Origin of the sequence: Hydrogenophaga sp. T2, from assembly GCF_049843535.1 — a bacterium.
Taxonomy (GTDB): Bacteria; Pseudomonadota; Gammaproteobacteria; order Burkholderiales; family Burkholderiaceae_C; genus Hydrogenophaga; species Hydrogenophaga crocea.
Genome location: NZ_JBBHZJ010000008.1, coordinates 68,001 through 81,782, shown reverse-complemented (window position 1 = coordinate 81,782; position 13,782 = coordinate 68,001). Strand labels below are relative to the sequence as shown.

Annotated in this window: 13 protein-coding genes; 8 read left to right on the top strand and 5 right to left on the bottom strand. The window is 71.7% G+C overall.

The features are described 5' to 3' along the window. Position 1 precedes the first annotated feature (1 nt). From WDZ95_RS18025 to WDZ95_RS18015, 3 genes are read right to left on the bottom strand one after another with little or no spacing between them, the layout of a single operon-like run. Positions 2-976: a lysylphosphatidylglycerol synthase domain-containing protein gene (locus WDZ95_RS18025; RefSeq protein WP_425780475.1), complete on the bottom strand. Its 975-nt coding sequence runs from the start codon at positions 974-976 to the stop codon at positions 2-4. Then, positions 973-2,178, bottom strand: a complete 1,206-nt coding sequence (gene clsB / locus WDZ95_RS18020; RefSeq protein WP_425780473.1) for a cardiolipin synthase ClsB — start codon at positions 2,176-2,178, stop codon at positions 973-975. Before clsB ends, WDZ95_RS18025 begins: the two co-directional genes overlap by 4 nt. Then, a complete protein-coding gene (locus tag WDZ95_RS18015) occupies positions 2,175-2,945 on the bottom strand; it encodes an endonuclease/exonuclease/phosphatase family protein (protein ID WP_425780471.1) in 771 nt (256 codons plus the stop codon). The genes clsB and WDZ95_RS18015 overlap by 4 nt, the downstream gene beginning before the upstream one ends. Before the next feature lie 242 nt (positions 2,946-3,187). Here WDZ95_RS18015 and mutS point away from each other — a divergent pair, with 242 nt between their 5' ends. From mutS to WDZ95_RS17995, 4 genes are read left to right on the top strand one after another with little or no spacing between them, the layout of a single operon-like run. Further along, positions 3,188-5,788 carry a DNA mismatch repair protein MutS gene (gene mutS, locus WDZ95_RS18010; protein WP_425780749.1) on the top strand — a complete coding sequence of 867 codons (2,601 nt, stop codon included), beginning with the start codon at positions 3,188-3,190 and terminating at the stop codon, positions 5,786-5,788. Continuing rightward, a complete protein-coding gene (locus WDZ95_RS18005) occupies positions 5,785-6,612 on the top strand; it encodes a proteasome-type protease (RefSeq protein ID WP_166224285.1) in 828 nt (275 codons plus the stop codon). Before mutS ends, WDZ95_RS18005 begins: the two co-directional genes overlap by 4 nt. 13 nt (positions 6,613-6,625) lie before the next feature. Further along, positions 6,626-7,504, top strand: coding sequence for an alpha/beta hydrolase (locus WDZ95_RS18000; RefSeq protein ID WP_425780468.1), 879 nt, complete (start codon positions 6,626-6,628; stop codon positions 7,502-7,504). A gap of 9 nt (positions 7,505-7,513) precedes the next feature. Beyond that, positions 7,514-9,436 carry a PAS domain S-box protein gene (locus WDZ95_RS17995; RefSeq protein WP_425780466.1) on the top strand — a complete coding sequence of 641 codons (1,923 nt, stop codon included), beginning with the start codon at positions 7,514-7,516 and terminating at the stop codon, positions 9,434-9,436. Here the strand turns inward: WDZ95_RS17995 and WDZ95_RS17990 are convergent. Beyond that, positions 9,420-10,253: an undecaprenyl-diphosphate phosphatase gene (locus WDZ95_RS17990; RefSeq protein WP_425780464.1), complete on the bottom strand. Its 834-nt coding sequence runs from the start codon at positions 10,251-10,253 to the stop codon at positions 9,420-9,422. The two genes, WDZ95_RS17995 and WDZ95_RS17990, sit on opposite strands and share 17 nt — an antisense overlap. A 169-nt stretch (positions 10,254-10,422) precedes the next feature. Here WDZ95_RS17990 and WDZ95_RS17985 point away from each other — a divergent pair, with 169 nt between their 5' ends. From WDZ95_RS17985 to WDZ95_RS17975, 3 genes are read left to right on the top strand one after another with little or no spacing between them, the layout of a single operon-like run. Beyond that, positions 10,423-10,704, top strand: coding sequence for a 2TM domain-containing protein (locus tag WDZ95_RS17985; protein ID WP_425780462.1), 282 nt, complete (start codon positions 10,423-10,425; stop codon positions 10,702-10,704). A 23-nt stretch (positions 10,705-10,727) separates the two neighbouring features. Beyond that, positions 10,728-11,771, top strand: coding sequence for a sensor histidine kinase (locus WDZ95_RS17980; protein ID WP_425780460.1), 1,044 nt, complete (start codon positions 10,728-10,730; stop codon positions 11,769-11,771). Beyond that, positions 11,768-12,577, top strand: a complete 810-nt coding sequence (locus WDZ95_RS17975; protein WP_425780458.1) for a LytR/AlgR family response regulator transcription factor — start codon at positions 11,768-11,770, stop codon at positions 12,575-12,577. The genes WDZ95_RS17980 and WDZ95_RS17975 overlap by 4 nt, the downstream gene beginning before the upstream one ends. A 15-nt stretch (positions 12,578-12,592) precedes the next feature. Here WDZ95_RS17975 and WDZ95_RS17970 read toward each other — a convergent pair whose 3' ends face one another. After that, the gene (locus WDZ95_RS17970) at positions 12,593-12,976 is read right to left on the bottom strand and encodes a hypothetical protein (RefSeq protein ID WP_240936490.1); all 384 of its coding nucleotides are present in this window, start codon (positions 12,974-12,976) and stop codon (positions 12,593-12,595) included. Positions 12,977-13,088: 112 nt separating this feature from the next. On the opposite strand from WDZ95_RS17970, the gene WDZ95_RS17965 reads away from it, so the two are divergent. Then, positions 13,089-13,703 (top strand): DUF924 family protein, encoded by a 615-nt coding sequence (locus tag WDZ95_RS17965; RefSeq protein ID WP_425780456.1) that lies wholly within the window; start codon positions 13,089-13,091, stop codon positions 13,701-13,703. Positions 13,704-13,782 lie beyond the last annotated feature (79 nt).

Below are 13,782 nucleotides of genomic sequence, written 5' to 3'. Positions count from 1 at the left end.
TTTATGCAAATCGCCTGCTTTTTGTATCTTGTTCTTTGCATCTTTTGTTCGTCCCGCGCTTGGCGTCTTTGCCCGCCCATTCGATGAACCCGTACGCCGGCAAGGCCAGCGCCAGCGGCAGCAGGTAGTGCACGGCGCGGAACGCGAGCACCGCGGCGAGCGCCTCGTGCGTGGGCACGGCGCCCGCGATCGCGGTCACCACCACGGTCTCGAACACGCCCACGCTGCCCGGCACGCGCACCAGAATGCCCGCCACCGCAGCGAGCACGATCGCGCCCAGCGCCACCGCAAAGCCCACCCGCCCCTGCAGCAGGTTCCACAGGCTCAAGGCCATGAGCAGCCAGTTGGCCGCGCCCGCCGCCGCCTGCAGCAGGGCCAGCCGCGGGCCCGCACGCTCCAGCGTGTGGCGGCGCCATTGCAGGGTCTTGCGGCGCGAAACGCTGCACACGGCCTGGTAGGCCAGGGCCAGCAGCAGCACACCGGCCCCTGCCGCGCGCAGCGCCTGCGGGCCCGGGGCCCAGCCCGCCGACAAGGACGGCGGCGCCAGCAGCAGCACCAGCCCCGCCACCCAGCACCAGCCAACCCAGTTGGTGAGCACGCATTGGCCCGCGATCTGCGCCACCGTGGCCGGCGGCAGGCCCCAGCGCGTGTAGAGCCGCAGCCGCATGCCCAGGCCGCCGATGAGCGCGCCCAGGTTGAGGTTGAAGGCATAGACGATGGCCGCGATGCCCCAGGTGCGCCAGCGGCCGATGCGCGGCTCGGTGAGCGCGCGGCCCACGAGGTCGAAGGCCGCATAGACCGCGTGCGCGGCGACGGCGATCAGCACCGACAGGCCCACGGTCTGCAGCGGCAGCTGCCGCAATGCGCCACGCACCTGAGGCCAGTCCACCTCGCGCGCCTGCAGCGCGACCAGCCCGAGCACCACCACCGCGACCAGCCAGGGCGCGCTGCGGCGCAGGGCCGACGACCAGCTCATGTCGTCTCCACCCGCAGCGGCACCACGCGCGCTGCCGGGTCCTGCCACCAGCGCGCCCAGCGCGGAAAGCGCCGCAGCGCATGAAACACGAAGAAGCTGCGCACGCCGATCCAGGCCGAGCGCAGCCGGCCCGGCGTGGGCAGGCGCACGGGCTCGCACTGGTGCGCGATCAGCGCGTCGAGCGCCTCGCCCAGCGTGCGCGCAAAGGCCTGGTCGCGCACCACCACGTTGGCCTCGAGGTTCAGGCTCAGGCTCGTGGGGTCGAGGTTGCTCGAGCCCACGGTGGCCCACTGCCCGTCGATCACCGCCACCTTGGCGTGCAGCGGGCGCTCCATGTACTCGTGGATGTGCACGCCGGCGCGCAGCAGGTGTTCGTAGAGCAGCATGCTGGTGCGCCGCACCCAGGGCATGTCGGGCTGGCCCTGCAGGATCAGGTCGACCTGCACGCCGCGGCGCGCAGCGCGGCGCAGGTCGCGCAGCAGCCGCCAGCCCGGAAAGAAGTAGGCGTTGGCGATCACGATGCGCTCGCGCGCGCTGCGGATGGCCGCGCGGTAGTGGCGCTCGATGTCGTTGCGGTGCGCGCGGTTGTCGCGCGTGACGAAGGCCGCCATGGCGCCGTCGTCCACCGGCGCGGCCGCGCGCGCCTGCCGGCGCAGCCGCATCCAGTGGCGCAGCCATTGCGTGCGCGCCGGCTGCGGCCGGTGGATGTTGGTGCGGCAGAAGGCCTGGATCTGCGACACCAGCGGACCTTCGATGGCGACCGTGTAGTCGAGCTTGCCCATGGGGTCGTCGGTGAGGTGGTCGCGCGAGTAGTTGATGCCGCCCACGAAGGCCACGCGCCCGTCCACCACCACCAGCTTGTGGTGCATGCGGCCCAGCATGTTGATGCGCGTGCCGAACAGCCGGCGCGCGGGCTCGAAGGCGCGCAGCTGCACACCGGCGTCGAGCAACGGGCGCGTGAAGGCCTCACCCAGGTCGGGCGAGCCCCAGCCGTCGATCAGCACGTGCACCTGCGCGCCGCGCTCGGCCGCGCGCAGCAGCGCGGCGCGCAGCTGCCGGCCCACGGGGTCATCGAACCAGATGAAGGTCTCCAGCAGCACCTCGTGCTCGGCGGCCTCGATCGCTGCGAACACGCGCGGGTAGTAGGCCTCGCCGCAGCAGAGCAGTTCGAACCGGTTGCCCGGCACCCAACGCGAGTTCATGGCGAGGCCTCCGGGCTGTCGAGCTCGATCTCGGCCGCGAGCGGGGCGTGATCCGACAGGCGCGCCCAGGGATGGCGCGGCAGCGGCAGCGGCCGCACGCCCTTCACGTCGCGCACGTAGATGCGGTCGAGCCGCAGCAGCGGCCAGGCCGCGGGAAAGCTGCGCGCGTGGCGTCCGTGCGCGTGGCGGAACACCTCGGTGAGGCCGATGCGGCGCAAGCGCGCGTCGGCCTTCTGGCGCCAGTCGTTGAAGTCGCCGGCCACGATCAGCGGCTCGCCCGCGGGCACCTCGGCCTGCACCACCGCGCTCAGGGCCTCGAGCTGGTGCTGTCGGTCGGCCTCGAGCAGGCCCAGGTGCACGCACATCAGGTGCACGGGCGGCATCACGTCGCGGTTGACCACGCAGTGCAGCACGCCGCGCTGCGGCACGATGCGCTCCACCGAGAGCCGGTGGTTGCGGCTGTGCACGATGGGAAAGTGCGACAGCACCGCGTTGCCGTAGCTGTCGCGCGGCGCCACGGCGTTGCGGCCGTAGGCGTGGTCTTTCCAGATGCTGTCGGCCAGGAACTCGTACTGCGCGGCCTGCTGCTGCCGCGCGCCCGGCTCGCTGGCGCCGCGCACCTCCTGCAGGAACACCACGTCGCTGCGGATCGCGCGCACCGCCTCGCGCAGCTCGTGCAGCACGAAGCGCTTGTTGAACAGGCTGTAGCCCTTGTGGATGTTGACCGTGAGCACCCGAAGGCTCCGGCCGTCCCGGTGCAGCGGCATGCCGCAACTCCTTCCTGGTTCGACGATGGAAGGATGTTGGCCGCGCCTGCGCGGACATGGGGCAACAGCGGGTAAAAGCGACGCGTTCGCGGCCAACGACGGCGGGCGCGCCGATTGACAGCCGGGGCGCGCGATGCTTGGGCGACAGGGCCGGGCGGGCGCGGCGGATCGGCTAAAGTCGTCGGCTGTTTTTCGCGCCCGAGCCGCCCACCGTGACAGACCCCCTGGCCGCCCACACCCCGATGATGCAGCAGTACCTGGCCCTCAAGGCCGGGCACCCGCACACGCTGCTCTTCTACCGCATGGGGGACTTCTACGAGCTGTTCTACGAAGACGCCGAGAAGGCGGCGCGGCTGCTCGACATCACGCTGACCCAGCGCGGCCAGTCGGCGGGGCGGCCGGTGGTGATGGCGGGCGTGCCCTTCCACTCGGTCGACACCTACCTCGCGCGGCTCATCAAGCTCGGCGAATCGGTGGCCATCTGCGAGCAGGTGGGCGACGTGGCCACGGCCAAGGGCCCGGTGGAACGCAAGGTGGTGCGCGTGGTCACGCCCGGCACGCTGACCGACGCCGAGCTGCTGTCCGACAAGAGCGAGTCGCTGCTGATGGCGGTGCACGCGGGCGCGCGCAGCGGCTGCGGCCTGGCCTGGCTCTCGCTCACGCAGGGCATCGTGTTCCTCGCCGAGTGCGACAGCGACGAACTCGCCGACTGGGTCGCGCGCATCGCGCCCGGTGAGTTGATCTACAGCGCCGACAGCACGCCCGCCTTCGAGCAGCGCGTGCAGGCGCTCGCGGGCCAGCCCACGTCCCAGGGCGGCAGGCTGGTGGCGGTGCTGCGCCCGGCCTGGGCCTTCGACGCCGCGCTGGGCGAGCGCAAGCTGCTCGATCAGCTGCAGGCCGCGAGCCTGGCCGCCTGGGGCGCCGAGGGCCTGGCCCCGGCGCACGCGGCCGCGGGCGCGCTGCTGGCCTATGCCGAACACACGCAGGGGCGTGCGCTGGCGCACGTGCGCAGCCTGCAGGTGGCGCGCGCCGACGAGCGCATCGACCTGCCACCCAACACGCGCCGCAACCTCGAGCTGGTGCAGACGCTGCGCGGCGAGAGCAGCCCCACGCTGTTTTCGCTGCTGGACACCTGCGCCACCGGCATGGGCAGCCGCGCGCTGCGCCAGTGGCTGCTCGAACCCCGGCGCGACCGCAGCGAGGCGCGCGCGCGCCTGGGCGCGATCGCCGCGCTGCGCTCGGGAGCGTGGCAGGCGCTGCGCGCCCGGCTCAAGGGCTGCAGCGACGTCGAGCGCATCACCGCGCGCACCGCGTTGCGCCAGGCCAAGCCGCGCGAGCTCGTGGGCCTGGGGCTCACGCTCGCGCGCGCGGCCGAACTCGCGCAGGCGCTCGCGCCGCTGGGCGCCGACGCCCTGCTCGCGCAGACCGCGCAGCACCTGCAGCCGCCCGCGGGCTGCGCCGAACTGCTGCAGCGCGCACTGCTGCCCGAGCCCGCGGCGCTGGTGCGCGACGGCGGCGTCATCGCCGACGGCTTCGACGCCGAGCTCGACGAGCTGCGCGGCATCCAGAACCACAGCGATGCGTTCCTGATCGAGCTCGAGGCGCGCGAGCGCGCGCGCACCGGCATCGCCAACCTGCGCGTGCAATTCAATCGCGTGCACGGCTTCTACATCGAGGTCACCCAGGGCCAGCTCGACCGCGTGCCCGACGACTACAAGCGCCGCCAGACGCTCAAGAACGCCGAGCGCTTCATCACCCCCGAGCTCAAGGCCTTCGAAGACAAGGCCTTGTCGGCGCAGGAGCGCGCGCTGGCGCGCGAGAAGTGGCTCTACGAGCGGCTGCTCGACGAGCTGCAGCCCTTCATCGATGCGCTCACGCGCCTGGCGCGCGCGCTCGCCACGCTCGATGCGCTGTGCGCCCTCACCGAGCGCGCGCTCACGCTCAACTGGTGCGCGCCCAGCTTCACCAGCGAACCGGGCATCGAAATCCGCGGCGGCCGCCACCCGGTGGTGGAGGCGCGGCTGGCCGAGACCAGCAGCGGCGGCTTCATCGCCAACGACACCGTGCTCACGCCCAAGTCGCGCATGCAGGTCATCACCGGCCCCAACATGGGCGGCAAGAGCACCTACATGCGCCAGGTGGCGGTGATCGTGCTGCTCGCGAGCATGGGCAGCCACGTGCCCGCGAGCGCCTGCCGCCTCGGGCCCATCGACGCCATCCACACCCGCATCGGCGCGGCCGACGACCTCGCCAACGCGCAGTCGACCTTCATGGTCGAGATGACCGAGGCGGCGCAGATCCTGCACGCGGCCACGCCCAACAGCCTGGTGCTGATGGACGAGATCGGCCGCGGCACTTCCACCTTCGACGGCCTGGCGCTGGCGGGCGGCATCGCGGCCCACCTGCACGACAAGGCGCGCTGCTTCACCCTGTTCGCCACGCACTACTTCGAGCTCACCGAATTCCCGGCCACGCATCACGCGGCCGTGAACGTGCACGTGAGCGCCACCGAAGGCGGGAGCAAGGGCATCGTGTTCCTGCACCAGATCGAACCCGGACCTGCCAGCCGCAGCTACGGCATCCAGGTGGCGCGGCTGGCCGGCGTGCCCGCGCCCGTGGTGCAGCACGCGCGCCATGCGCTCGCGGCGCTCGAGGCGCACAGCGCCGAGCAGCAGACGCAGGTCGACCTGTTCGCGCCGCCGCCCGTGGCCGAAGCGCCCGAGGTCCACCCCGCGGTGGCCGCGCTCGCGGCCCTCGACCCCGACACCCTGAGCCCGCGCGACGCGCTGGACCAGCTCTACCAACTCCGCAAGCTCGTCCAGCAGACGGGAGAAATCCAATGACCTATTGCGTCGCCGTGAAGATCAAGGCCGGCATGGTGTTCCTGTCGGACTCGCGCACCAACGCGGGCCTCGACCAGATCAGCAGCTTTCGCAAGATGATCGTCTACGAGAAAGCGGGCGACCGCTTCATGTGCCTGCTCTCGGCAGGCAACCTGAGCATCTCGCAGTCGGTGCGCGAGATCCTGCAGGTCGAGCAGCTCGACGACCACGAGGGCGGCGAGCCCATCACCATCTGGAACGCGCGCAGCATGTTCGACGCCGCGCGCGTGCTGGGTTCGGCGGTGCGCCACGTGTGGCACCGCGACGGCGAGGCGCTGCAGCGCGCGGGCGTCGACTTCAACGTCTCCATGATCCTGGGCGGCCAGATCCGCGGCGAGGGCATGCGCCTGTTCCAGGTGTATTCGGCGGGCAACTTCATCGAGGCCACGGCCGAGACGCCCTTTTTCCAGATCGGCGAGTCGAAGTACGGCAAGCCCGTGCTCGACCGCGTGATCAACCCCGACACCGGGCTCGACGAGGCCGCCAAGTGCGCGCTGGTGTCCATGGACTCCACGCTCAAGTCCAACCTGTCCGTGGGCCTGCCGCTGGACATGGTGGTCTACGAGGCCGACAAGCTCGCCACCGACAAGGTGGTCTGCATCGACGACAACAACCCCTACTTCCGCATGGTGCGCAATTCGTGGGGCCAGCGCCTGCGCGAGGTGTTCGACAGCCTCGAGGACCCGACCTGGGACGACGCCCACACCGAGGTGCCGCTGCTCACGCGCGCCGACCGGCACGGCCCGGTGAAGAAAATCACCAACCCGCGCGAGAAGCTGATCTGAGCCCGCCCGCGCCGTGTCCCTGATCGTCTTCTCGCACGCCAACAGCTTTCCCGCCGGCACCTACCAGCTGCTGTTTCGCAGCCTGCGCGCGCGCGGCCACACGGTGCGCGCGCCCGAACGCTTCGGCCACGACCCGCGCTACCCGGTCACGAGCAACTGGCCGCACCTGGTGCAGCAGCTGGCCGACTTCGCCGGCGCCGAAGCCGAACAGGCGCGCCAGGACCTGTGGCTCGTGGGGCATTCGCTGGGCGGCTTCCTCAGCCTCATGTGCGCGGCGCGCCACCCTCAGCTGGGCGGCCAGCGCGTGCGCGGCGTGGTGCTGATCGACTCGCCCGTGCTCGGCGGCTGGCGCGCGCGCACGCTCGAACTCATCAAGCGCACCCAGCTCGTGGGCGCGGTGTCGCCCGGCCGCGTGAGCCGGCGCCGGCGCCACCAGTGGCCCGATGCCGCCGCGGTGATCGAGCACCTGCGGCACAAGCGCGCCTTCGCGCACTGGCACCCCCAGTGCCTGCAGGACTACGTGGACCACGGCACGCACGAGGCCGACACGCCCCAGGGCCGCCAGCGCGTGCTGAGCTTCACGCGCGAGGTCGAGACCGCCATCTACAACACGCTGCCGCACAACCTCGACCGGCTGCTGCGCCGCCACCCGCTGCAATGCCCGGTGGGTTTCATCGGCGGCACGCGCTCGCTCGAGATGCAGCAGGTGGGCATGGCCATGACGCACCGGCTGGTGGGCGGGCCCGGCTCGCCGCGGCTGCGCATGGTCGAGGGCAGCCACCTGTTCCCCATGGAGCGGCCCATCGAGACCGCGGCCACGCTCGACGAACTGCTGCACACCATGGCCGGCCCTAGGGGATTTCCCACCTGCGGGCCGCAGGCGGCGGTGTAACCTGAGCCCGTGATCCCCACCACCCACCCAGCGCCTGACGAAGCCCTGCCACCGCAAGGCTGGCTTGGCCGCCTCGCCGACTGGCAGCCGCAGCGCCACCCCTGGTGGCTGCGCGCCGCGGTGGCCGTGGTGCTCACGGTGCTCGCCACCTGGATGCGCATGGCGCTGGCGCCCGCGGAATCGGGCGGCCGCTTCGTCACCATCACGCTCGCGGGCGCGGTCTGCGCGCTCTACGGCGGCTTTCGCGTGGGCATGCTGAGCACGGTGCTGGGCATGCTCATGGTCAACTACCTCATGGTCAAGCCCTACTTCAGCCTGGCCATCAGCGACCCGCGCGAAGCCCTGTGGCTCAACTTCTGGTTCCTGTTGACGCAGTCCGTGGTGGTCGGCTCGATCGGCCTGATGCAGCGCCACAACCGGCTGCTGCGCGCCTCCATCGAGCTCGCGCAGCAAAGCCAGCGCCAGATGCTCGACAACTTCGAGCACAGCGCCACCGGCATGGCCCACACCACGCTCGACGGCCGCTGGCTGCGCGTGAACCAGACCTACTGCGACCTGATCGGCTACACCCGCGACGAATTCATGCGCACGCACTGGCGCGAATTCACCCACCCCGACGACCTGGGGCTCGACCAGGCCAACCTGGCGCGCGTGATCAGCGGCGAGATTGACACCTACACGCTCGAGAAACGCTACATCCACCGCGAGGGCCGGGTGGTCTGGGTGCTGCTGAGCATTTCGCTGATGCGAAAGCCCGACGGCTCCCCCGACTACGAGATCGTGGTGGTGCAGGACATCACGCGCCGCAAGGTCGCCGAGCAGGCCTTGCGCACCAGCGAACGGCTGCTGTGGCAGGCCCAGCAGCTCGCGGGCATGGCGAGCTGGGTCTACGACGCGCGCGAGCGCCTGTTCACCGTGCTCGGCGAGTCCGATCGGGCGCTGGGCCTGCCCGGCACCCGCTTCAGCGACATCGAGATGCTCGAGCGCACGCACCCCGACGACCGCGACCGCGTGCGGCAGTGCTGGGCCGCCGCGTTCCGTACCGGCGCGCGTTACGACGTGGAGTACCGGCTGCGATTCGGTGAGGACTGGCACTGGTACCTGGTGCGTGGCGAGTTCGAACGCGACGCACAGGGCCGCGTCACCAACGGCATCGGCACGGTGCTCGACATCACGCAGCGCAAGCTCGCCGAACTGCATATCACCGAACTCAACGCCTCGCTGGAGTCGCGCATCCAGGAACGCACCCAGGCCCTGCGTGCGGCCTACGACGAGCTCGAAAGCTATTCGTACGCGGTGGCGCACGACCTGCGCTCGCCGCTGCGCATCATCAACGGCTTCGCCCAGGCGCTCGACGAAGACAACCCCGCGCTCAGCGACGACAGCCGCAAGCACCTCGAACGCATCCGCGAGGCGAGCAAGAAGATGGGCGAGCTGATCGACGGCCTGCTCAAGCTCGCGCAGATGGCGCGCGGCGAGCTGCAGCGCGAACCGGTCGACTTGTCGGCCGTGGCCACGCGGCAGCTGCGCGAACTCGCGGCCAGCGAGCCCGAGCGCCAGGTCGACTGGCACGTGGAGCCCGGCCTGCTCGCCATGGCCGACCCGCCGCTGGTGGAAGCGCTGCTGCAGAACCTGCTGCACAACGCCTGGAAGTACACCGGCTGCACGCCGCACGCGCGGATCCACGTGGGCCTGCACGCCGCCGACGGCGCGCGCGAGTTCGTGGTGGCCGACAACGGCGCGGGCTTCGACATGGCGCGCGCGGACAAGCTGTTCCAGCCCTTCCAGCGCCTGCACATGCCGAACGAGTTCAAGGGCCTGGGCATCGGCCTGGCGACGGCGCGGCGCATCGTGCTGCGCCACGGCGGCGAGCTGCGCGCCGAGGCCGCACCGGGCCAGGGCGCGCGCTTCTACTTCACGCTGTCCAGTTGATCCAGCCGCCCCAGGCGGTCACGAGGATCAGCACGCCGAACGCGATGCGGTACCACGCGAAGGGCACGAAGGTGTGCGTGGACACGAAGCGCAGCAGCCAGCGCACGCACAGCCACGCCGACAGCCAGGACACGAACAGGCCGGTGGCGAAGAACGGCAGGTCGGCCGCGGTGAGCAGGTCGCGGTGCTTGTACAGATCGAGCACGGCCGCGCCCATGAGCACCGGCAGCGCGAGGAAGAAGCTGAACTCGGTGGCCGCGCGGCGGCTGCAGCCCACCACCATGCCGCCCATGATCGTCGCGCCCGAGCGGCTCACGCCGGGCACCAGCGCCAGGCACTGGATCAGGCCCACCTTGAGCGCGTCGGTCCAGCGCAGGTCGTCGATGGTCTGCACGTGCACCGGCGCGCCGCGCGCGTGGCGCGCCTCCACCCACAACATCACGAAGCCGCCGAGGATGAAGCTCGTGGCCACCACCACCGGGTTGAACAGCACGCTCTTGATCACGCCGATGAAGAGGAAGCCCAGCACCGCCGCGGGCAGGAAGCCGATCAGCACGTTGGCCGTGAAGCGGCGCGCCACCGGCTCGCCCGTGGGCAGGCCGCGCAGCGTGTCGAGGATGCGCTGCGCATAGACCGACAGGATCGCGAAGATCGCGCCCACCTGGATCACCACCTCGAACAGCTTGGCCTTTTCGTCGTGCAGGCCGAGCAGCGTGCCCGCGAGGATGAGGTGGCCCGTGGACGAGACGGGCAGGAACTCGGTGAGGCCTTCGACCACGCCCATGAGGGCGGCCTTGATCAACAGAATCGGGTCCATGCGCTGAGCGGTGAGTGAAAACCCGAGATCGTACGCGCGCGCCAGGGCCCGCATTTCGCGCCGCGCCAGCGCGGTTTCACGGCACCGGATCGCCACCCTGTCGCGGGTGCATGGCGCCCGTTCGGGCGTGCGGCCACAGTGCGGTCCATCACAACCCCCGGAGCCCGCCATGAAGACCCTTGACCACGACCTCGAACGCACCGCACGCCGCCGCGTGGCCGCGCGCCTGGGCTGGACCCTGCACGCCCTGGTCTTCCTCGCCGTCAATGCCGGCCTGGCCTGGCTGTCGTGGCGCAGCGGGCGCGACTGGGCGGTGTTTCCCGCCCTGGGCTGGGGCCTGGGCCTGCTGGTGCACGGCCTGGTGGTGTGGGTGAAGCGGGGCGGCGGCGGCCTGCACGAGCGCTGGCTGGCCCAGGAGCGCGAACGCCTGCAACAGCAACGCCGCGCCTGATCGGCGCCGTGCATACTGCGCCCATGCCCGACCACCGCCCGCGCTCCTGGGTGAACCGCGCGCTCTTCGCGGCGGTGCTCAACACCCTGATCGCCCTGGCCATCACCGCCAGCCACGCGCACCCGTTCGGCGAGAACCTGCTCTACGCCCAGCTCATCGGCATGGGCATCTGGGCCGGCATCGAGGTCGGGCGCCGCCTGCTGCGGGCGCGCGGCTGGCTCGGGCTGGGTTCGATGGCGGTGCTGGTCGTGGTGGCGGTGTTCGCGGGCTACGGGTTCGGCATGGCCAGCGGCAACCTGCTGCTGGGCCGGCCCGCGCTCAATTCGCTCAGCGGCCTGCCGCGCAGCACCGTGGGCTTCCTGCTGATGTCGCTCGCGCTGGGCGTGTTCGGCACCTACTTCTTCACCAGCCGCGAGCTGCTGGCCAAAGCGCGTTTCGATCAGCAGGAAGCCCTGCGCCAGGCCAGCGAAGCGCGGCTGCGCCTGCTCGAATCGCAGCTCGAGCCGCACATGCTGTTCAACACCCTGGCCAACCTGCGCGCGCTGATCGCCGCCGACCCGCCGCGCGCGATCCAGATGCTCGACCGGCTCAACGGCTTCCTGCGCGCCACGCTCGCGGCCTCGCGCACCGAGGCGCGCGGCGGCCGGCACACGCTGCGCGAGGAGTTCGCGCGGCTCGACGACTACCTGGCGCTCATGGCCGTGCGCATGGGGCCGCGCCTGCAGGCGCAGCTCGATCTGCCCGACACGCTGGCCGAGCGCCCGGTGCCGGCCTTGCTGCTGCAGCCGCTGGTGGAAAACGCGATCCGCCATGGCCTGGAGCCCAGCGCGCGTGGCGGCACGCTGCGCGTGGCCGCGCGCGAGGCCGGGGGCGCGCTGCACCTGAGCGTGAGCGACGACGGCGTGGGCAGCGAGGCGGTGCCCGGCGAGGGCTTCGGCCTGGCCCAGGTGCGCGAGCGGCTGCAGACCCTGCACGGCGACGCCGCGCGCTTCGAGTGGCGCAGCGCGCCCGGCCAGGGCACCCGGGCCGAGCTGGTGTTGCCGCTCACCCCCGAGGCCAGGCCATGAACGCCACCGCCCTGATCGCCGAAGACGAGCCGCTGCTGGCCCAGGCCCTGCAGGCCGAGCTCGCGCGCGCCTGGCCCGGGCTGCAGGTGCTGGCCTGCGTGGGCGACGGCGCGAGCGCCGTCGAACAGGCGCTCGCACTGCGGCCGCAGGTGCTGTTCTTCGACATCCGCATGCCCGCGCTGAGCGGGCTGGACGCCGCGGCCGCCATCGCCGACGGGTGGCCGCCCGAGCAGCCGCTGCCGGTGCTGGTGTTCGTGTCCGCGCACGACCACTTCGCGATCCAGGCCTTCGAGGCCCAGGCACTGGACTACGTGCTCAAGCCGGTGCAGGCCGATCGCCTGCAGCGCACCGTGGCGCGCGTGCAGGCCGCGCTTCGGGCCCGTGAGGCCCCTGCCCCGGCGGCGCCGCTCGACGCCGACTGGGCCGGCCTGCGCGCCCTGCTGCAGGCCGCCGCGCCGCGCGAGCCCGCGCGGCTGCGCCACCTCATGGTGGGCGTGGGCGCGGGCGGCACGGCGGCGGTGGAACGCATCGCGATCGACGCGGTGCTGGCCTTCGACGCGGCCGACAAGTACCTGCGCGTGCTCACCGCCGGGCGCGAATACCTGGTGCGCATGCCGCTCAAGGAGCTGCTGCCGCAGCTCGATCCGGAGGTGTTCTGGCAGATCCACCGCGGCACCGTGGTGCGGGCGGACGCCATCCATCGCGTCACCCGCGACGAGGCGGGCAAATGGCGGCTGACGCTGCGCGGCCTGTCGGAGGCCTTCGGCATCAGCCGCCTCTACGCCGACCGCTTCCGCGCGATGTGAAGCGGCGGCGGGGGATCAGTCGTCCCAGCCGCGGTGGCCATGGCGATGGCCGTGGCGGTGCTTGTGCCAGCGGCGGTCGTCGCGGTAACCGTAGTAGGGCGCGGGGTACACCGGGTACGACTGCACGACCACGGGGCGCGGGTGGACCACCACCGGGCGCGGGTACACCACGACCGGGCGCGGCTCGTACACGGGGTAGCCGTAAGAGGGGTAGCTGTAAACCACCGGCGGCGGCGCGTTCGACACGCCCACGGCCACGCCGGGCGAATTGACGCCGATCGACCAGTAGACGTCGCGCGCCTGTGCGCTGCCGGCGAGCGCCCAGCCGCCGGCGGCCAAGGCGATCATGGCCAGGCCTTTGGCCCAGGTGCGCGTTGCGGTGAAGGACGGGGTGTTCATCGTGGGGACTCCGAGGGACGGCGGTGTGCCGTGGGGGGTATTGCACAAGAATCCGGGGCACCACACTCCGCACGCCGCGTCAAAGCTGTTGCAACACGTAAACGCCACGCCCATGAGCCCACTGCCCGCCCCCGCCCGCGCCCTGCTCGACCACTGGTTCGGCGACGGCCTGGCCCGCGACTGGCCCAGCGCGTCGCGCCAGGCGCTGTGGTTCCGCTCGACGCCCGAGCAGGACGACGACCTGCGCGCGCGCTTCGGCGCCGAGGTGGCGCAGGCACTGGCCGGCGGTCTGGCCGATTGGGCCGACACGCCCGAAGGCCGGCTGGCCCTGGTGCTGCTGCTCGACCAACTGCCGCGCAACCTGTTCCGTCGCCAGGCCCGTGCCTTCGAGGGCGACCGCCGCGCCCAGGCCCTGTCGGCCCAGGCGGTCGAGGCCGGCACCGACCGCGCCCTGGCCACCGTGGGCCGCGTCTTCCTCTACATGCCCTTCATGCACGCCGAAGACCTGGCCCTGCAGGATCTGTGCGTGCGCTGCTTCGACCAGTTGCGCGCCGGCGCCGACCCGGCGCTGCACGCCGAGCTCGACCACCACCTGAAGTTCGCCGTGCTGCACCGCGACATCGTGGCGCGCTTCGGGCGCTTCCCGCACCGCAACGCGGTGCTGGGGCGGCAGAACACGGCGGAAGAGGACGAATTCCTGAAAGATGGGCCCCGTTTCGGGCAATGAGCGCGGTGGTGGTCGGCCGTCGGCTTGACCGCCTGTCATCGAAAAGACACCGTTCAGCCGCACGGCGGTCATGCGGGCT